We start from the raw sequence: 18565 nt of genomic DNA on the forward strand, positions 1-18565 counted from the left end.
TATCTTCTCAATCACATCAAGCAAAATGAGTATAAAAATGGAAAAAAATCAACAATCTACGGCTGAACAATATTCAGAACAAATTGAGCAATTGATGGAGCTAGGTCGTACACAAGGGTATTTAACTTTTGCTGAAATCAATGACTTATTGCCCGAAGATGCTATTGATCCAGAATATTACGACAAATTGCTACAAACATTGCAAAATGATGCAGGTATCCCTGTATTAGATGAAGCACCAGAAAGCGATGATATGATGTTGAGTGATACCATCCCTGATGAAGATGCAGTGGAAGAAGCAACTCAAATTCTTTCAAATGTAGAATCTGAAATCGGTCGAACAACGGATCCCGTACGCATGTATATGCGCGAAATGGGAACGGTGGATCTTCTTACTCGTGAAGATGAAATTAGCATTGCAAAACGTATTGAAGGAGGGATTGATGAAGTTCAAACCTCTATCGCAGCCTATCCTGAAGCATTAAATGGATTACTAAAAAATTATGATGATGTAGAAAAAGGTAATTTCCGTTTGACCGATTTAATTACGGGTTTTGTTGATCCAAATGCCGAAATAGAAGAACACAACGGACTTGATGAAGACTTTTCTGACGAAGATGATGAAGAAGAATCTAGTAATGCAGATGTGGAAGACAATGAAGATGAAGAAGACAATGAATCAGAATCTACATCAGATTCAAGCGACTCTGATAACAGTATTGATCCTGAAGTTGCTCGCGAAAAATTTCAGCAATTAAGAGAACAGCACTCTAAAACCCTTGCTGTTATTGAAAAACACGGTCGCTCTGGAAAACGTGCCCAAGATCAAATTGCACTACTTGGCGAAATTTTTAAACAATTCCGTTTAGTACCAAAACAATTTGATTTACTCGTTCTATCAATGAAAGAAATGATGAAACGTGTGCGCTACCAAGAACGTCAGCTACAAAAAATATTAGTGGATATAGCAGGAATGCCAAAGGATGATTTTGAAAAAATTATTACCACTAATGGCAGTAACAGTGAATGGGTAGCAAAAGCATTAAAATCTAGCAAACCTTGGGCTAAACGTTTAATTAAATATGAAGATCGTATTTATGAAGCCTTAAACAATCTAGCGATAACAGAAGAAAATACTAAACTTACCATTACTCAAATGCGTGACATCTGCGATGCAGTCGCACGAGGCGAACAAAAAGCACGTCGAGCTAAAAAAGAAATGGTTGAAGCTAACTTGCGTTTAGTAATTTCCATCGCGAAAAAATACACAAATCGAGGTTTACAATTCTTAGATTTAATTCAAGAAGGGAATATCGGTTTAATGAAAGCGGTAGATAAATTTGAATATCGACGTGGCTACAAATTCTCTACATATGCTACTTGGTGGATTCGTCAAGCAATCACTCGCTCTATTGCGGATCAAGCGCGTACAATCCGTATTCCTGTGCATATGATTGAAACAATCAATAAACTTAATCGTATTTCTCGCCAGTTGTTACAAGAAATGGGACGGGAAGCAACACCAGAAGAATTGGCAGAACGTATGGGAATGCCAGAAGATAAAATCCGTAAAGTACTGAAAATTGCAAAAGAGCCGATTTCTATGGAAACACCTATTGGCGATGACGATGATTCGCATTTAGGGGATTTTATTGAAGATTCAACCTTAGAACTTCCTCTTGATTCTGCCACAGCACAAAGTTTAAAAGTTGCAACTCACGAAGTGCTAGAAGGCTTGACGCCACGTGAAGCAAAAGTATTACGTATGCGTTTTGGCATTGATATGAATACCGACCATACACTTGAAGAAGTGGGTAAACAATTCGATGTAACACGCGAACGTATTCGTCAAATTGAAGCAAAAGCATTACGTAAATTACGTCATCCTAGCCGTTCTGAAACACTGAGAAGTTTTTTAGATGAATAGAGAGAAACATAAAAGAGAAAAATCGATCTAATCTTAAAAAATCAGATACATTTGTTTAAGGACTAAATTCTATAATCCGCAGAATTTAGTCCTTTTACTTTTACTTAAAGCACCGCATTAATATGCATTCAAATTTCAACTATTTTAGTTAGATAAGCCATTAACATTTAACAATGGCAACAAATATTGGTTATTTAAAACATTTTAATCATAAAAAAATCTGCGCCCCAATTAGCTGGTTTATTTATTCAGCTTTAAGGCACAGATTAAAGTGCGGTAAATTTTTTTGATATTTGGCGTAAATTATTTATTTAATTTCGCTTTGTAAGTTGGATTCATTAAGTTTTCTACAGAAAGAATGTCATCCAATTGTTCTTCTGTTAATAAACCTTTTTCTAACACAACTTCACGTACGCCTTTGCCTGTTTGCGCACAGATTTTACCCACTAAGTCGCCGTTGTGGTGACCAATAAATGGGTTCAAGTAAGTCACGATACCGATTGAATTAAACACGTAGTTTTCACAAATTTCTTTGTTTACAGTGATGCCATCCACACATTTATCACGTAAGTTCACACAAGCATTGGTTAAGATGTCGATAGATTCGAACATTGCTTGACCAATCACGGGTTCCATTACGTTTAATTGTAATTGACCTGCTTCAGATGCGAAGGTCACAGTGGTATCGTTACCAATTACTTTAAAGCATACTTGGTTCACCACTTCTGGAACAACTGGGTTTACTTTTGCTGGCATAATAGAAGAACCCGCTTGTAATTCAGGAAGATTAATTTCTTTTAAACCTGCACGTGGGCCAGAAGAAAGTAAACGCAAGTCATTACATACTTTAGAAAGTTTCACTGCAGTACGTTTTAATGCACCGTGAACCATGACATAAGCACCACAGTCAGATGTTGCTTCAATTAAGTTTTCTGCTGGTACACAAGCTAATCCAGTCACTTCAGCAAGGTGTTTTACAACTAATTCTGTATAGCCTTGTGGCGTATTTAAACCAGTACCGATTGCAGTCGCACCAAGGTTTACTTCAAGTAATAAACCTGCTGTACGTTTTAAGTTACGCACTTCTTCTTCAAGTAATACGGAGAAAGCTTTGAATTCTTGACCAACAGTCATTGGCACCGCATCTTGCAATTGGGTACGACCCATTTTTAAGATATTTGCAAACTCTTTTGCTTTATTATCAAAACCGTCGTGTAAATATTGAATTTTATCGATCAATTTTAAGATGCTGTTATACACTGCAATACGGAAACCAGTAGGATACGCATCGTTGGTTGATTGGCTTGCATTAACGTGATCCATCGGATTAATCACGTTATATTCGCCTTTTTTATGACCAATTTTTTCAAGGGCAAGATTAGCAACCACTTCATTAGTATTCATATTGACAGACGTACCTGCACCACCTTGATATACATCTGATGGGAATTGATCTAAGCATTTTCCAGTGGTAAGGATTTCATCACAAGCTGCTACAATCGCTTTTGCAATATCACTTGGAATTGCACCTAATTCGCCATTGGCTAAAGCCGTTGCTTTTTTTACCATTACCATACCACGTACAAACTCAGGCACGTCAGAAATGGTTACGTTAGAAATATTGAAATTTTCTACCGCTCTTAATGTATGAATCCCCCAGTATGCTTCTGCAGGCACATCACGTTCGCCAAGTAAATCTACTTCTTTTCTAAATTGAGTCATTTTAATCACCTTTTTGGGTTAGTTAATTTATCGTCATTATAGAAATTTCAAGAAGAAAAAACTTGATGAAGATCACATTTTCAAAAAATGCTCTCAAGACATATTTTCATTTTTCGGATTAGTTTTTTTAGGGAAAAATGTTCTATCTATCAATCTTACACAGATTTCAATAGCCTACCAATTTTCTCAAATAATTTCTGAATTTGCTCTGCACGACACCCGAGTACCCGCACCATTAAACCATATTCATTGAGTTGTGATATGCCTATCAGTAGATCTTTTTCTTCCGTACTTTGTTGCTGCAAGGCTTGCACCTGTTGTTTGATTTCCGCATTATTTTTCGCCAAATTTAGATAAGTCAGCGAACCTTGATGGGAATAATTTTCCATCTGACTCAAAGCGGTAAGATTCATTTTAGACGGCAGCCACTGGATACAATCACTGACAAGCGGTCGTTTTTTGCCATCGTCTTTCAAAGTATAAATCTTCAAATGGGAAGAAAACTGGCGGAAGGCAAAACGTTCATCATTCAACACCCGCCCAATCGCCACGATTTCACCGTAAATCAGCTCGCTTTGTTCGCCCATTTCAATCTGGGTTTGCTGCTTAAAAACGGAATCTTTATGTAACACCAACGGATGCGGCAAATAGAATAAACGACTGTTTTCCGCAAGCAAAATATGGGTTGTTTGCATCGCACTGTCGCCTTCATTCATCGCCTGCACCCGAGTAAATGCCTGCGTATTTAAAGAAAGTGCGGTCAATTTTGCCAACGAAATATCAATCTCTAACAGATCGCCCGCCAGCACCCCAGGGGAGGAGGACATCTGCATCGCATTCAAGCCATTCGCCCACGCATCATCGTAACTTGGCAACGTTATCACTTTAAACGGTGGCGTCGCAAAGTATTCAGCAAGCTGGGTTTTACCGCTGGAGGAAAGTTTGGTGGAAAGGGATAATTTGCTGTTCATAGATTTTGTAGGGGCTAATTACATTAGCCCCGATATTTCACCAATAATTGGGCAAATGTAATTTGCCCCTACGATTAACGAACCAAAGATGCAGGTTCTTCCACATTCTTCAACAACGCATATTTTTCGATCCAACCGATCACGCCATCCAGATTTTCTTTTTTCATCAGGTTAGTGAAAATAAACGGCTGACCGTTACGCATACGACGAGCATCACGTTCCATGACGCTTAAGTCAACACCAACGAATGGAGCAAGATCAGTTTTGTTGATCACAAGTAAATCTGAACGAGTGATACCCGGCCCACCTTTACGAGGGATTTTTTCCCCTTGAGCCACGTCAATCACGAAAATTGTCACGTCTGCCAAATCAGGGCTAAAAGTCGCTGAAAGGTTATCGCCACCTGATTCAATGAACACGATTTCCACATCAGGGAAACGAGTCACCATTTCGTCCACGGCTTCTAAATTCATCGAGGCATCTTCACGAATTGCTGTGTGCGGGCAACCGCCCGTTTCCACGCCCATAATTCGCTCTGGTGGAAGCAAACTATTTTTCGTTAAAAATTCCGCATCTTCTTGGGTGTAAATATCGTTAGTAATGACTGCTACGCTATATTTTGACGCTATTTCACGAGTGAGTTTTTCAATTAACGCGGTTTTGCCTGCGCCAACAGGACCTGCTACGCCAATTTTAATGTAGTTACGCATAATGTTCCTTTTGTTTATCATCGTAGCAACTGTGTTGCTCATGGGTGTAGGGGCAAGTTACATTTGCCCCTATATATCAACGAATGTTCAAGGGCAAATGTGATTTGCCCCTACAAGTAAAATCTCAATAAAAAATAACCGCACTTACGACATATAAAGTCGCGTATAAAGCACTTCGTGTTGCATAGCCCGAATATCATTCGCCAGCGTTGCCGCACCAAGCCATTCTTCGTCAGGGTCAAAGCTTAATTCCACCGCTTGTACGAGCGAGCCACGCAAGTCAAACAGAATATCTTGCCCATCCATTTGGCTGAGAGGAATTAGCTTCACGCCGTTAGTGATCGCACCGACTGCTGCGTTGTAGTAGAACGCATAGAGCGTATCGGCTTTGCTTAAACCCATGGCTTGAGCAACCATTGCAAACACTATCGGGAAATAGCCCTGCACGCGTTTTTCTGCAATCGCTTGCTGGTAAGCTGTGAGCAACGTATGTGTTTCATAGCGAATAAAAATTTTCAACAATCGTACGCCGAGTTTGAAACTCCCTTCACGACTTTCGCGTGCCACTTTGGTGGCGGAAAGTTGCCAATCCAGTTCGCACAAGCGGTCAAAATTCCCCTCACACATTGCATCGAAGGCAAGAGAAAGATACGCCCCGTCGTTGTAAATCCAGTTTTGTAAAAGCTGGGTTTGCACATATTCTTCTAGGGTCGCTTTGCTTTCTACCACACGTTGCTGGACGAAGGTTTCCAAGCCATTGGAATGGTTAAATCCACCAATCGGCAAGGTGGGATCGACCAAGTGCAACAACGCACCTAAATCCGTTAAAGAGCGGTTTAATGTTTGTGCCAATGTCCATCTCCGTGATGATGATAGCCATGATGATCATGCGAATGGCTATGAGAATGTCCATGCCCTTGTGCAGAATTTGCTCTTAACGCTTGGCTTAAACGGCGTTCTGCTTTTTGCGGATGAAATCCCGCAGCTTGCAGCCATTCAAACATCGGCTTATCGTAAGGTAATGTTACTTCATCGCCATCTAAAAAAAGCGGCGAATGTTTGTTGCCGATTTCATAACAAGCTCGAGCCATTTCAGGCAAGGTTTTCGGCGACAGCACAATCACGTCACTCGGTAAAATTTCAATCGCAATCACTAATTCATCGCTGATAAACACTACATCATCGTGTTTCAAGCGTTGCCCCTCTTTTAGCAAGCGAAATGCTACTTCACGCCCCGTATTTGTAGTTTTACGCAAAATATTGCGTTCGCTTTCATACCACTGCAATGCCACGCGTTCAATGGGCTGTGTGGTAATTTTGCCCTCTGCTTGAAGTGCGGTTAAATTTCCCAAGATATTTTCTATAATAGGGAGAATTGGGTTAATTATTTTCATCTTTCCTCTATAAATCCACTTTCTTCTCTTCGAAAGAAAAACTACAGCTACAATGATTTCTTATTTATCAAGTAAGAGGCGTATCGTACACGCCTTTTTACACTAATTCGTCTATGAAAACAGTCCTTTAGAATAGGAAATATCGCTGACCCAATGGTACGCTATCCACTGGTTCACAGGTAATTAACTCTCCATCCACTCGAACTTCATAACGTTCAGCATCAACAGTAATGTTTGGTGTTACATCATTATGAACCAGATCTTTTTTACCTACGTTGCGGCAGCCTTTCACAGCAATGGTTTCTTTGTGTAAACCGAATTTTTCACGAATATCGGCTTTTTCAGCGGCTTGTGAAACAAAAAATACCGCTGTTTGTGCCGTTGCTAAGCCTTGTGCACCGTACATTGGACGGTAGAATACAGGTTGTGGCGTTGGAATTGAGGCATTTGGGTCGCCCATTTTGGCGTAGCTAATAAAACCTTTTTTAATGACGACTTCAGGTTTTACCCCAAAGAACATCGGTTTCCATAACACGATATCTGCGATTTTACCCACTTCTAACGAGCCAATATGCTCCGCAATACCATGTGCAATTGCTGGGTTGATAGTATATTTCGCAATGTAGCGTTTAATACGGAAGTTATCGTTTCCTTCATTACCTAGCTCACCACGTTGCATTTTCATCTTATCTGCAGTTTGCCATGTACGAATAACGACTTCTCCAATACGTCCCATTGCTTGAGAGTCTGAACTCATAATGGAGAAGACGCCCATATCATGCAAAATATCTTCTGCTGCAATGGTTTCAGGGCGGATACGGCTATCGGCAAAAGCTACGTCTTCCGGCACGCGTTTATCTAAGTGATGGCAAACCATCAACATATCCAAATGTTCATCAATGGTGTTTTTGGTAAACGGACGAGTCGGGTTGGTTGAAGCAGGTAATACGTTTGAATACATCGCTGCTTTAATGATGTCAGGTGCATGACCACCACCTGCGCCCTCCGTATGGAAAGTATGAATGACACGTCCATCAATCGCTTTCATCGTGTCTTCCAAAAAGCCACTTTCATTTAGCGTGTCTGTGTGAATGGCCACTTGAATATCCATTTCATCTGCTACTTTTAAGGCAGAATCAATCACGGCAGGCGTTGCACCCCAGTCTTCGTGGATTTTTAAACCTAATGCACCCGCTTCAATTTGCTCACGCAGAGGATCTAGGGTTGAACAGTTGCCTTTACCAAAAAATCCGACGTTTACAGGCAAGGCTTCTGCCGCTTGAAACATACGTTCCATATACCATGCGCCAGGGGTACAAGTGGTTGCGTGCGTACCATCAGCAGGGCCAGTCCCACCGCCAATTAACGTGGTAACGCCACTTTCAATCGCATGTTGTGCTTGTTGCGGACAAATAAAGTGAATGTGGGTATCAATACCGCCAGCGGTCGCAATTAAATGTGCACCGTTATGCACTTCCGTGCTTGCACCGATAATCATATTTGGCGTGACATTATCCATGGTGTCAGGGTTACCAGCTTGACCGATGCCCACAATGCGACCATCACGAATACCAATATCGGCTTTGATAATGCCTAATCTCGCATCAATAATCATCACGTTAGTGATCACAAAATCCAATACATTTGGATTATCGCGAGTTGCGGTGCCGCTTTGTGCCATGCCATCACGCACACTTTTACCGCCACCAAATTTACACTCGTCGCCTTTGGTCAATAGATCTTGCTCAATAGTTGCCCATAAATTGGTATCGCCTAAACGAACTTTGTCGCCAACGGTTGGGCCATAAGTTGCTACATATTGCGCTCTTGAAATTGTTAATGCCATCTTGCCCTACTTTATAATTTGCCATCAATTTGATTATGGAAACCGTAAATAATTTGGTTACCACCAAAAGCCACTAACTCAACGGTTTTGGCTTCTCCCGGTTCGAAACGCACCGCATTACCAGAAGGCACATTTAAACGCATACCGCGTGCCAAAGTACGGTCAAATTTAAGAGCATTATTAGTTTCAAAAAAATGGTAGTGAGAGCCAACTTGAATTGGGCGGTCGCCTGAATTTGTTACTTCGATTTTTACGATTTTTCTGCCGACATTAGCAATAATATCGCCTTCGGCTAATTGGTATTCGCCTGGGATCATATCTTTGTTCCTTGTAGGGTGGGCTTTAGCCCACCATTAATATTTTTATTTTGGTGGGCTAAAGCCCACCCTACGGTTATCTGATTGGATTATGCACGGTAACAAGTTTCGTGCCATCGGGGAAAGTAGCTTCAATCTGGACTTCATGAACCATTTCTGCCACACCTTCCATGACATCATCAACAGTTAAAAGTGTTGCGCCATATTGCATCACTTCCGCTACACTCATTCCGTCTCTTGCAGCCTCTTGTAAATGGCTCGCAATATAAGCAATGGTTTCTGGATAATTTAATTTAACGCCGCGTGCTTTGCGTTTTGCCGCAAGTTCGCCCGCGAGGAAAAGCATCAGTTTTTCTTGTTCTCTGGAAGTTAAGTGCATATTTTCATTCCTTAATTTATTATACGAAAGTCAGCGAATTTTACGTAAAAAATCTAAAATAGGAAAAATATTTTGTCAGAATTTTTTGTAAGCCCCTTGAAAGAAAAAAAATCCTCCTTATATAGAAACCGCACTTACAAATTCTTAAGAAGGAAATTAATCATGAATATTCGTCCTTTACACGATCGTGTAATTATTAAACGTGAAGAAGTCGAAACCCGTTCAGCTGGCGGTATCGTATTAACCGGTTCAGCAGCGACTAAATCAACCCGCGCGAAAGTATTAGCTGTGGGTAAAGGTCGTATTTTAGAAAATGGCACCGTTCAACCTTTAGATGTTAAAGTTGGCGATACCGTAATTTTCAACGACGGTTACGGCGTGAAAGCAGAAAAAATTGATGGTGAAGAAGTGTTAATCATTTCTGAAAACGATATTTTGGCGATTGTGGAATAATTTAAATTAAGGAAAAAAGAAAATGGCAGCAAAAGACGTAAAATTTGGTAACGATGCACGCGTAAAAATGCTTAAAGGCGTGAATGTATTAGCGGATGCAGTAAAAGTAACCCTTGGCCCGAAAGGTCGTAATGTAATTTTAGATAAATCATTTGGCGCACCAACTATCACTAAAGATGGTGTGTCTGTTGCTCGTGAAATCGAATTAGAAGATAAATTCGAAAACATGGGGGCACAAATGGTGAAAGAAGTGGCATCTAAAGCAAATGATGCTGCAGGTGACGGTACAACTACTGCAACTGTACTTGCGCAAGCTATCGTAAATGAAGGCTTGAAAGCAGTAGCTGCAGGTATGAATCCAATGGATTTAAAACGTGGTATTGATAAAGCAGTAAGTGCGGTTGTTTCTGAACTTAAAAATTTATCTAAACCTTGTGAAACAGCAAAAGAAATTGAACAAGTAGGTACCATTTCTGCAAACTCTGACAGCATTGTGGGTCAATTAATCTCACAAGCGATGGAAAAAGTGGGCAAGGAAGGGGTAATTACTGTTGAAGATGGTACGGGTCTTGAAGATGAATTAGATGTGGTTGAAGGCATGCAATTCGACCGTGGTTACCTTTCTCCATATTTCATCAACAAACCAGAAACTGCAACGGTTGAATTAGATAATCCATATCTTCTTCTTGTAGATAAAAAAATCTCTAACATTCGTGAATTACTTCCTGTGTTAGAAGGTGTAGCGAAAGCAGGTAAACCGTTATTAATCATCGCTGAAGATGTGGAAGGCGAAGCGCTTGCAACCTTAGTAGTAAACACTATGCGCGGTATCGTGAAAGTTGCAGCAGTGAAAGCACCAGGTTTTGGTGATCGTCGTAAAGCGATGTTACAAGATATTGCAATTTTAACAGCGGGTACTGTGATTTCTGAAGAAATTGGTATGGAGCTTGAAAAAGCAACATTGGAAGATTTAGGTCAAGCAAAACGCGTTGTTATCAATAAAGATAACACAACCATTATTGATGGTATCGGCGATGAAGCACAAATCAAAGGTCGTGTGGCTCAAATTCGTCAGCAAATCGAAGAATCAACTTCTGACTACGACAAAGAAAAACTCCAAGAACGCGTTGCTAAATTAGCTGGCGGCGTGGCTGTAATCAAAGTGGGCGCAGCAACTGAAGTTGAAATGAAAGAGAAAAAAGACCGTGTAGATGACGCATTACATGCAACTCGTGCTGCGGTTGAAGAAGGTATCGTTGCCGGTGGTGGCGTTGCATTAGTTCGCGCAGCAGCGAAAGTTGCAGCAAGCCTAAAAGGTGACAACGAAGAACAAAATGTGGGTATCAAACTTGCATTACGTGCGATGGAAGCACCTTTACGTCAAATCGTCACTAACTCAGGCGAAGAAGCATCTGTTGTGGCAAGTGCGGTTAAAAATGGAGAAGGAAACTTTGGTTATAACGCAGGTACAGAACAATACGGCGATATGATCGAAATGGGTATCTTAGATCCAACTAAAGTAACTCGCTCTGCATTACAATTCGCGGCATCCGTAGCAGGCTTAATGATTACCACTGAATGTATGGTAACTGATCTTCCAAAAGATGATAAAGCCGATTTAGGTGCTGCTGGAATGGGCGGTATGGGTGGAATGGGCGGAATGATGTAATTCGCTTATACGAGTAAAAAATCTATCCCAACAGAAAATTTGAGCTCTATATGACTTAGGGCTCAAATCTACTAAAATAGGGGATATTTTTTATTACCCTATTCTAAATTTATATATGATAAAAATAAAAAAACCCAGTTTTTAAACTGGGTTTTATTTTATCTATTGGATAAATTATTCTGCAACAACGATTACATCTAATGTTGCAAATACTTCACCGTGAAGTTGGAAACGAACATCGTGGTCACCAAGAGTACGGATTGGACCGTTTGGTAAACGAACTTCACTTTTCGCAATTTTAACGCCTGCTGCAGTTACTGCCTCTGCCACATCACGAGTAGTGATTGCGCCGAATAAACGACCTTCATCACCTGCTTTAGATGCGATAGTCACAGAACCTAATGCAGTAACTTCTGCTGCACGAGCTTGAGCTGCTGCAAGATTTGCTGCCGCTGTCGCTTCTAATTCTGCACGACGTGCTTCAAAGTGTTCAATGTTAGCTTTAGTTGCCATAACTGCTTTACCTTGTGGGATTAAGAAGTTACGTGCAAAACCTGATTTAACATTTACTTGATCGCCCACTTGACCTAAGTGAACAATTTTATCTAAAAGAATTACTTGCATTACCGTGTCTCCTTAATTACTGATGATTGTCAGTGTATGGAAGTAACGCTAAATAGCGAGCGCGTTTGATTGCACGAGCTAATTGACGTTGGTACTTCGCACGAGTACCGGTAATACGGCTAGGTACAATTTTGCCGCTTTCTGAAATATAGTTCTTTAATGTAGCGATATCTTTGTAATCGATTTCAACAACATTTTCCGCTGTGAAACGGCAGAACTTACGACGACGGAAATAACGTGCCATTTGGCTAGTCTCCTAATCTATAAATTCGATTTGCTCGGCATGTAAAACTAATTGGCATAACCCACTTTGGGTTTTATGTGATGTAATAAATCCCACCACCAAAATTTTACTACCGACCGTAATGCTTTGAGTTTTTTCTATCAATTGATTACCACTAATTTGAACTGGCATTTTTAACCACGCTTGACGAGTGAAACCACTTTCAATCTGATCAGAACGATGTTCTAACAAAAACTTGCAATGCTCAATTCCACTAGGGCTTTTTAATCGCTTTGGTAACTGAGAAACGACTCCCATAACCGAAAAACGATTATCAATTTTCAAATTACTCTTCAGCATCCTCAAAATCGTTGTTTTCAACTTCAGCTAAAGGTTTACGTTCTTCTTTAGCCGCTTTCATTGGGGACGCTTCTGTTACGGCGTGCTTAGTATGGATAACAAGACTGCGTAATACAGCATCGTTATAACGGAAAGTCGTTTCTAGCTCGTCGATGACTTGTTGAGGCGCTTCTACATTCATAAGCACATAATGTGCTTTGTGTAATTTATTAATTGGGTACGCTAATTGGCGACGACCCCAATCTTCTAGGCGATGAACTTGACCACCAGCTTCTTTTACAGAACCGGTGTAACGTTCGATCATACCTGGTACTTGCTCGCTTTGGTCCGGATGAACCATAAACACGATTTCGTAGTGACGCATTACTGCTCCTTACGGGTTAATCAGCCTTTGACGTAGATCAGCCACCAATCTGCAAAGGCAAGGAACGAAAAATTCAATGTGGCTAAGGGTTGCGGATTATACTGATTTTTTTACGTTCCGCAACCAATTTGAGTTCTTTTTGAGCAAAAAAAGAAGACCGATATTATAACAATATCGGCCTATCTCAAATCTTCTGTAATTAACGACTACGGAAAATAATACGACCTTTACTTAAATCATAAGGGGTCATTTCTACAGTCACTTTATCCCCAGTCAAAATACGGATATAGTTTTTACGCATTTTTCCTGAAATATGCGCAGTAACCACGTGACCGTTTTCCAACTCCACGCGGAACATAGTATTCGGTAAAGTCTCTAAAATTGTGCCTTGCATCTCAATGCAATCTTCTTTCGCCATTGTATCCTCTAAAAATAATCGATTTTTTATCCGCACTTTAGGCGGAAAAGTTAAGAAAAACGGGCGGATTATAGCCGTTTTTAGCTTTCTACGAAAGAAAAAATAATATTGTTCATGAAAAACTCAATTTGGCATAACCTAACAATGATTTACAAAGCTAAAACAACCCCTATAATAACCGCACTTTTCTTATTAAATAGTACTTATGAATTCAAAAAAACACTTAGGTCATACGGCGCGTAAACGCTTTGGTCAAAACTTTTTACATGATACTTCTGTCATTCAAGGTATCGTGGCGGCGATTTACCCACAACCTAATCAATTCTTAGTGGAAATTGGCCCAGGGCTTGGCGCATTAACAGAGCCAGTTGGTGAACTAGTCGATCATCTGACTGTGGTAGAGCTTGACCGAGACCTTGCAGAACGTTTACGTCACCATCCATTTTTACATCAAAAACTCACTGTTATTGAAACGGATGCGATGCAATTTGATTTTGGTGCGCTTTACACAAAAGAAAATTTAGCAGAAAAAGAGCAAAAATTACGTGTGTTTGGTAACTTACCTTACAACATTTCTACGCCATTGATGTTCCACTTGTTTAAATATCATGATGTGATTCAAGATATGCACTTTATGCTGCAAAAAGAAGTGGTAAAACGCCTATGTGCCGCACCAAATAGCAAAGCTTATGGTCGTTTAACGATTATGGCGCAATATTTCTGCCAAGTGATGCCTGTGCTTGAAGTACCGCCTTCTGCATTTAAACCTGCACCGAAAGTAGATTCAGCCGTTGTGCGTTTAATTCCGCATAAGGAATTGCCGCACCCTGTAAAAGATTTATATTGGTTGAACCGTGTTTGCTCCCAAGCGTTTAATCAACGTCGTAAAACATTACGCAATGCGCTCTCAACGCTATTTTCACCTGAAAATCTGACCGCACTTGGTATTGATTTAAATGCACGTGCAGAAAATTTGGCTATCGCAGATTATGCACGTTTAGCGAACTGGTTGGCGGATAATCCACCAGCCGATATCAATAAAGATGAAATCTTAGATTCAGAAGAGTAAAAATAATAAAGGTGTAACCCTTGTTACACCTTGGCTTTCTACATAAAACGAACAATTTCTTTACCTTGCATTTCTTTAATACGTTGTTGTTCTTTCCATTTTTTTCTATTTAAAGCTCGTATAATATTTTCTTTTATTCGAGTTAAACGCTGTTTCAATGTCTTTTTCTTACGGATTTTTGGACGTTTTTGTCGTTCTTTTTCCAATCCGCTTGTTAATACACTTTTACTTTGATTCGCTTGGAGTTCTTGAATACAAATTGCTGGATTAAGTTGATAGACAATATAATTATCAACATCAACTAATTTATTAAAAATAAGTTCATCAACTGCAACAATTTCATCAGAAGGAATATTCTTTAAATATTCAATTACATATTTAGCCGCACCTTGAGAAATAATATAACCTGCCGTCCCCCAGTGAGTTGATTTTAAAATATCAAAGTTCCTAGAATTAAAAGGTGGAATTTTAGTTTGTTTCTCAAGTTTAACTGGCCGTAAAAAAGTTTCTAAACGAATAATAAAAATATCATTAAAATCAAAACGTGTTTTTAACCATTCATCTTGTGCCAAAAACACTTCCGCATTCTCGCCAAGAATTACATCATCTTCAAAAATTTTGAGATATTCCAAATTTTCATTCACACACTTATTCCATAATAAGAAATGGCTAATTAAACAGCCTTTTTCTCCTTTAGTAAGTATTCTAGATTCCTCTATATTATGTAATATGGAGTTTGATTGATTGATTGATTGATTGATTGATTGATAAGTGTACGCATTAAAAAAACTAAATGAAAGTTTTTTTGATTCAAATTGCTCAGTAATATGTTTGCGACGTTCAGTTGCATTTTCCATACTAATGACAATATTTTCAATAATACTCATATTTAAATAAAAATGGAAATAACTAAGTTTTTTGCATTCTACTATACAAAAAGAATAAATCAACAATAAAAGTCTGTGTTAAAATTCTCAAAATTTATTTATAAAAGAGCGGTCAAAAATGGCAACCTATTTTGTCGGTGATTTGCAAGGCTGTTATGATGAATTACAGCTTTTATTAGAACGTGTAGATTTCAATCCTACGCAAGATAAACTTTATCTTGTGGGGGATCTTGTGGCGCGTGGGGATAAATCACTTGAATGTCTTCGTTTTGTAAAATCACTTGGTAATGCAGCGCAAACCGTACTAGGGAATCACGATTTACATTTAATTGCGACCGCACTGGACATTAAAAAAGTGAAACCGCATGATCGTGTTGATGCCATTTTTAATGCGCCCGATTTTGATGAGCTGATTCATTGGTTACGTCATCAGCCATTACTTGTCCATAGTGAAGAGTTAAACTTCCTGATGGCACATGCCGGTATTTCGCCTGATTGGGATTTGGAAACTGCGAAATCTTGTGCGGCTGAAGTTGAACAAATTTTACAGTACGGCGATTTTCATTATCTTATTGAAAATATGTATTCTGAACAGCCTGATCGCTGGTCGCCTGATTTACAGGGCTTAGTGCGTCATCGTTACATTATTAATGCTTTCACTCGAATGCGTTTTTGCTATTTGGATCATCGCTTTGATTTTGCCTGTAAATCCCCTTTAAAAGATGCGCCAGCGGAGCTCACGCCTTGGTTTAATTTAGATAATCCACTTTATAAACAGATTCCCATTGTCTTTGGACATTGGGCAAGTTTAGTCGATGAGCCTACTCCAAAAGGTATTTATGCCTTAGATACGGGTTGTGTGTGGAATAATCGAATGACTATGTTGCGTTGGGAAGACAAACAGCTCTTCACACAAAGTGCGGTCAAAAATTACAGTGATTTTTAAGGAAACACTATGCTCTCGCTTACGACTGAATCTTGCGAACTGTTCAACATTCCTTTCTACCAATTCGCCCAAATGAAAAAATTCTGCCCAGAAGATATTCCAGCGATTAAAGCGGATTACAAATTACATTGGGATAATTGGAAAGCGATAATTCAATCTGTTTCAGCACAACTCGGTACGCCTTTTGCGAAACCGCATATTGAAAGCTGGAGCAATGGTTGGCAAGTGCGGGCTCATTTCTTCGCTTATTTTAAATACGAGTTTAACCAAAATTCTGCCGCAATCTTTTCTGTGCTATTAAATCGTCGCCGACTAAGAGTGTGTTTAGATTGGCATTGCTATCGTGCAGATCGCTCACAAATTAATGTGCAACAATATAATCAGTGGCTTGATCAATTTGATTCCAAAAAATTTGCTGATTTTGAGATTTGGCGAGAGGATGAAAGTGAATATGATGATTTTCGCCAAGTGAAGGTCATTTCTGAAAAAAATCTGATCTTACGTTCAGATGAGGATTTTTGGTGCATTGGGAAAAGTATTGAAAAAGCCGAATTAAATCAAATAGATCCCGTTTTATTTATTACACACACCATTCAACAATTACAACCGCTTTACGATCGCTGCCATCAATAAAGTATACCCTTAGTATAAATAATTGAGCTCTACATTATGCAGAGCCCAATATTTCAGCAAATTAATAAACTATCCAAATTTATAGCAATAGTTTAAAGTGCGGTAATTCTTATTGATGTTTTTAACTACACATCATAAGTAGTTGATGCTGTATTACCGCCACGACCAGTCCAGTTGGTGTGGAAAAACTCGCCACGAGGTTTATCTGTGCGTTCATAAGTATGAGCACCGAAGTAGTCGCGTTGTGCTTGCAATAAGTTTGCTGGTAAACGTGCTGAAGTATAGCCATCTAAGAAAGTAATCGCAGACGCCATACAAGGCATTGGGATACCCACTTCGATAGATTTTGCCACCACTTTACGCCAGTCACTTAATGCGTTTTCTAAAATGCCTTTGAAGTAGCTATCTGAACCTAAGAAAACAAGATTTGGATTTGCTTCATAAGCATCGCGAATATTACCTAAGAAACGGCTACGAATGATACAACCTTCACGCCATAACAACGCAGTTGCACCATAGTTAATATCCCAACCAAATTGTTCAGAGGCTTCACGAATCAGCATAAAGCCTTGTGCGTAAGAAATAATTTTTGACGCTAATAATGCCTTACGTACCGCTTCAATCCATACTTTTTTGTCGCCTTCAACTGGTGTAATAGTTTTGCCGAATAATTGATTAGCCGCAACACGTTGATCTTTAAAGGAAGACACGCAGCGTGCAAAAACGGATTCAGTGATTAAAGTTAATGGAATACCAAAATCTAACGCATTGATACCTGTCCATTTACCTGTCCCTTTTTGACCCGCAGTATCCAAGATTTTTTCGACTAAAGGTTCTCCACTTGCATCTTTATAGCCAAGAATGTCAGTGGTGATATCGATTAAATAGCTATCAAGTTCAGTATTTTTCCATTCTGCGAAGATGGCTTGCATTTCTTCATAGCTTAAGCCTAAACCTTCTTTTAAGAATTGGTATGCTTCGCAAATTAACTGCATATCGCCATATTCAATACCATTGTGAACCATTTTCACAAAATGACCAGCACCTTCGCCGCCGACCCAGTCACAACAAGGTTCGCCTTGTTCTGTTTTAGCTGAGATTGCTTGGAAAATAGGTTTCACATACTGCCACGCTTCTTGATTACCGCCCGGCATAATTGAAGGCCCGTGACGCGCCCCTTCTTCGCCACCAGACACACCCGAACCGATAAAGCGAATACCTTTCTCCGCCAAGGCTTTCACTCGACGGTTCGTATCTGGATAGTTTGAGTTACCGCCATCAATAATGATGTCGCCTTCTTCTAAATGTGGTAATAATGCGTCAATAAATTGATCCACCACATCGCCTGCGCGCACCATTAACATCACTTTACGTGGTTTTTCTAATTTAGCGGTTAAATCTTCTAAAGAGTATGCACCGATAATATTCGTGCCTTTTGCTGCACCTTGTAAAAATTCATCCACTTTTGAGGTGGTACGATTATACGCCACAACTTTAAAGCCATGATCATTCATATTTAAAATGAGGTTTTGCCCCATTACGGCTAAGCCGATAACACCGATGTCGCCTTTTACTGACATTGTTTTCTCCTGTTGGATTACTGAATCTTTGTTTATGATGGGGGCTAATATAATTAGCCCCTACATGTTTGTC

21 protein-coding genes are annotated in these 18565 nt (G+C 39.7%); 6 read left to right on the forward strand and 15 right to left on the reverse strand.

Features of this window, described 5'->3' with window-relative positions; all coding sequences use genetic code 11:
• Nucleotides 1-37: 37 nt before the first annotated feature.
• Entirely contained in the window at nt 38-1927 is a 1890-nt protein-coding gene (rpoD, locus tag HMPREF2644_RS08845; RefSeq protein ID WP_005666402.1) for an RNA polymerase sigma factor RpoD, read from the forward strand.
• A gap of 303 nt (nt 1928-2230) precedes the next feature.
• Here the strand turns inward: rpoD and aspA are convergent, their stop codons facing one another.
• The 8 genes from aspA to ureA form a co-directional block, all read right to left on the reverse strand.
• Nucleotides 2231-3649: an aspartate ammonia-lyase gene (gene aspA / locus HMPREF2644_RS08850; protein ID WP_005687030.1), complete on the reverse strand. Its 1419-nt coding sequence runs from the start codon at nt 3647-3649 to the stop codon at nt 2231-2233.
• A 155-nt stretch (nt 3650-3804) separates the two neighbouring features.
• Nucleotides 3805-4620, reverse strand: a complete 816-nt coding sequence (locus HMPREF2644_RS08855; protein ID WP_005660991.1) for an urease accessory protein UreD — start codon at nt 4618-4620, stop codon at nt 3805-3807.
• Nucleotides 4621-4694: 74 nt separating this feature from the next.
• On the reverse strand, nt 4695-5372 hold the full coding sequence (gene ureG, locus HMPREF2644_RS08860; RefSeq protein WP_011272103.1) for an urease accessory protein UreG: 678 nt from the start codon (nt 5370-5372) through the stop codon (nt 4695-4697).
• Between the two features lie 102 nt (nt 5373-5474).
• Nucleotides 5475-6182: an urease accessory protein UreF gene (locus HMPREF2644_RS08865; protein WP_005688623.1), complete on the reverse strand. Its 708-nt coding sequence runs from the start codon at nt 6180-6182 to the stop codon at nt 5475-5477.
• Nucleotides 6167-6724 carry an urease accessory protein UreE gene (gene ureE, locus HMPREF2644_RS08870; RefSeq protein ID WP_005688622.1) on the reverse strand — a complete coding sequence of 186 codons (558 nt, stop codon included), beginning with the start codon at nt 6722-6724 and terminating at the stop codon, nt 6167-6169. Before ureE ends, HMPREF2644_RS08865 begins: the two co-directional genes overlap by 16 nt.
• A 127-nt stretch (nt 6725-6851) precedes the next feature.
• The gene (gene ureC / locus HMPREF2644_RS08875; protein WP_070828399.1) at nt 6852-8570 is read right to left on the reverse strand and encodes an urease subunit alpha; all 1719 of its coding nucleotides are present in this window, start codon (nt 8568-8570) and stop codon (nt 6852-6854) included.
• A gap of 11 nt (nt 8571-8581) precedes the next feature.
• Complete coding sequence (ureB, locus tag HMPREF2644_RS08880; protein ID WP_070828400.1) at nt 8582-8887, reverse strand: urease subunit beta; 306 nt, start codon at nt 8885-8887, stop codon at nt 8582-8584.
• 76 nt (nt 8888-8963) lie between these two features.
• Complete coding sequence (gene ureA / locus HMPREF2644_RS08885; protein WP_005651922.1) at nt 8964-9266, reverse strand: urease subunit gamma; 303 nt, start codon at nt 9264-9266, stop codon at nt 8964-8966.
• A 162-nt stretch (nt 9267-9428) separates the two neighbouring features.
• Between ureA and HMPREF2644_RS08890 the strand changes: the two genes are divergently transcribed.
• A complete protein-coding gene (locus tag HMPREF2644_RS08890; RefSeq protein WP_005717461.1) occupies nt 9429-9719 on the forward strand; it encodes a co-chaperone GroES in 291 nt (96 codons plus the stop codon).
• 22 nt (nt 9720-9741) lie between these two features.
• Nucleotides 9742-11388 carry a chaperonin GroEL gene (gene groL / locus HMPREF2644_RS08895; protein WP_044364717.1) on the forward strand — a complete coding sequence of 549 codons (1647 nt, stop codon included), beginning with the start codon at nt 9742-9744 and terminating at the stop codon, nt 11386-11388.
• A gap of 174 nt (nt 11389-11562) precedes the next feature.
• Here the strand turns inward: groL and rplI are convergent, their stop codons facing one another.
• The 5 genes from rplI to infA all read right to left on the reverse strand — a co-directional run bounded on the left by rplI (nt 11563) and on the right by infA (nt 13377).
• On the reverse strand, nt 11563-12012 hold the full coding sequence (rplI, locus tag HMPREF2644_RS08900; protein ID WP_005669433.1) for a 50S ribosomal protein L9: 450 nt from the start codon (nt 12010-12012) through the stop codon (nt 11563-11565).
• A gap of 16 nt (nt 12013-12028) precedes the next feature.
• Entirely contained in the window at nt 12029-12256 is a 228-nt protein-coding gene (gene rpsR / locus HMPREF2644_RS08905; protein ID WP_005598105.1) for a 30S ribosomal protein S18, read from the reverse strand.
• 12 nt (nt 12257-12268) lie between these two features.
• Complete coding sequence (priB, locus tag HMPREF2644_RS08910; protein ID WP_005639404.1) at nt 12269-12595, reverse strand: primosomal replication protein N; 327 nt, start codon at nt 12593-12595, stop codon at nt 12269-12271.
• A complete protein-coding gene (gene rpsF, locus HMPREF2644_RS08915) occupies nt 12582-12959 on the reverse strand; it encodes a 30S ribosomal protein S6 (RefSeq protein ID WP_005627620.1) in 378 nt (125 codons plus the stop codon). The genes priB and rpsF overlap by 14 nt, the downstream gene beginning before the upstream one ends.
• A gap of 199 nt (nt 12960-13158) precedes the next feature.
• A complete protein-coding gene (infA, locus tag HMPREF2644_RS08920; RefSeq protein WP_005627617.1) occupies nt 13159-13377 on the reverse strand; it encodes a translation initiation factor IF-1 in 219 nt (72 codons plus the stop codon).
• A 205-nt stretch (nt 13378-13582) separates the two neighbouring features.
• Between infA and rsmA the strand changes: the two genes are divergently transcribed.
• Nucleotides 13583-14446, forward strand: coding sequence for a 16S rRNA (adenine(1518)-N(6)/adenine(1519)-N(6))-dimethyltransferase RsmA (gene rsmA / locus HMPREF2644_RS08925; protein WP_044364711.1), 864 nt, complete (start codon nt 13583-13585; stop codon nt 14444-14446).
• Nucleotides 14447-14484: 38 nt separating this feature from the next.
• Here rsmA and HMPREF2644_RS08930 read toward each other — a convergent pair whose 3' ends face one another.
• A complete protein-coding gene (locus HMPREF2644_RS08930; protein WP_070828401.1) occupies nt 14485-15333 on the reverse strand; it encodes a glycosyltransferase family 25 protein in 849 nt (282 codons plus the stop codon).
• Nucleotides 15334-15451: 118 nt separating this feature from the next.
• Between HMPREF2644_RS08930 and apaH the strand changes: the two genes are divergently transcribed.
• Nucleotides 15452-16279 carry a bis(5'-nucleosyl)-tetraphosphatase (symmetrical) ApaH gene (gene apaH, locus HMPREF2644_RS08935; RefSeq protein ID WP_048950238.1) on the forward strand — a complete coding sequence of 276 codons (828 nt, stop codon included), beginning with the start codon at nt 15452-15454 and terminating at the stop codon, nt 16277-16279.
• 9 nt (nt 16280-16288) lie between these two features.
• Entirely contained in the window at nt 16289-16912 is a 624-nt protein-coding gene (locus HMPREF2644_RS08940; protein ID WP_042593291.1) for a glucose-6-phosphate 1-dehydrogenase family protein, read from the forward strand.
• Nucleotides 16913-17037: 125 nt separating this feature from the next.
• Here the strand turns inward: HMPREF2644_RS08940 and gnd are convergent, their stop codons facing one another.
• A complete protein-coding gene (gnd, locus tag HMPREF2644_RS08945; protein ID WP_042593290.1) occupies nt 17038-18492 on the reverse strand; it encodes a decarboxylating NADP(+)-dependent phosphogluconate dehydrogenase in 1455 nt (484 codons plus the stop codon).
• Between the last annotated feature and the right edge of the window lie 73 nt (nt 18493-18565).

Source organism: Haemophilus sp. HMSC071C11 (genome assembly GCF_001837655.1).
Lineage (GTDB): Bacteria > Pseudomonadota > Gammaproteobacteria > Enterobacterales > Pasteurellaceae > Haemophilus > Haemophilus influenzae.

Coding starts and splice junctions, on each gene's coding strand:
- ureE (WP_005688622.1), bottom strand. CDS start 6,724: ATGAAAATAATTAACCCAATTCTCCCTATTATAGAAAATATCTTGGGA.
- HMPREF2644_RS08855 (WP_005660991.1), bottom strand. CDS start 4,620: ATGAACAGCAAATTATCCCTTTCCACCAAACTTTCCTCCAGCGGTAAA.
- rpsR (WP_005598105.1), bottom strand. CDS start 12,256: ATGGCACGTTATTTCCGTCGTCGTAAGTTCTGCCGTTTCACAGCGGAA.
- HMPREF2644_RS08930 (WP_070828401.1), bottom strand. CDS start 15,333: ATGAGTATTATTGAAAATATTGTCATTAGTATGGAAAATGCAACTGAA.
- HMPREF2644_RS08940 (WP_042593291.1), top strand. CDS start 16,289: ATGCTCTCGCTTACGACTGAATCTTGCGAACTGTTCAACATTCCTTTC.
- priB (WP_005639404.1), bottom strand. CDS start 12,595: ATGCTGAAGAGTAATTTGAAAATTGATAATCGTTTTTCGGTTATGGGA.
- ureB (WP_070828400.1), bottom strand. CDS start 8,887: ATGATCCCAGGCGAATACCAATTAGCCGAAGGCGATATTATTGCTAAT.
- rsmA (WP_044364711.1), top strand. CDS start 13,583: ATGAATTCAAAAAAACACTTAGGTCATACGGCGCGTAAACGCTTTGGT.
- rplI (WP_005669433.1), bottom strand. CDS start 12,012: ATGCAAGTAATTCTTTTAGATAAAATTGTTCACTTAGGTCAAGTGGGC.
- apaH (WP_048950238.1), top strand. CDS start 15,452: ATGGCAACCTATTTTGTCGGTGATTTGCAAGGCTGTTATGATGAATTA.
- aspA (WP_005687030.1), bottom strand. CDS start 3,649: ATGACTCAATTTAGAAAAGAAGTAGATTTACTTGGCGAACGTGATGTG.
- infA (WP_005627617.1), bottom strand. CDS start 13,377: ATGGCGAAAGAAGATTGCATTGAGATGCAAGGCACAATTTTAGAGACT.
- rpsF (WP_005627620.1), bottom strand. CDS start 12,959: ATGCGTCACTACGAAATCGTGTTTATGGTTCATCCGGACCAAAGCGAG.
- gnd (WP_042593290.1), bottom strand. CDS start 18,492: ATGTCAGTAAAAGGCGACATCGGTGTTATCGGCTTAGCCGTAATGGGG.
- groL (WP_044364717.1), top strand. CDS start 9,742: ATGGCAGCAAAAGACGTAAAATTTGGTAACGATGCACGCGTAAAAATG.
- ureA (WP_005651922.1), bottom strand. CDS start 9,266: ATGCACTTAACTTCCAGAGAACAAGAAAAACTGATGCTTTTCCTCGCG.
- ureC (WP_070828399.1), bottom strand. CDS start 8,570: ATGGCATTAACAATTTCAAGAGCGCAATATGTAGCAACTTATGGCCCA.
- ureG (WP_011272103.1), bottom strand. CDS start 5,372: ATGAGCAACACAGTTGCTACGATGATAAACAAAAGGAACATTATGCGT.
- HMPREF2644_RS08890 (WP_005717461.1), top strand. CDS start 9,429: ATGAATATTCGTCCTTTACACGATCGTGTAATTATTAAACGTGAAGAA.
- rpoD (WP_005666402.1), top strand. CDS start 38: ATGGAAAAAAATCAACAATCTACGGCTGAACAATATTCAGAACAAATT.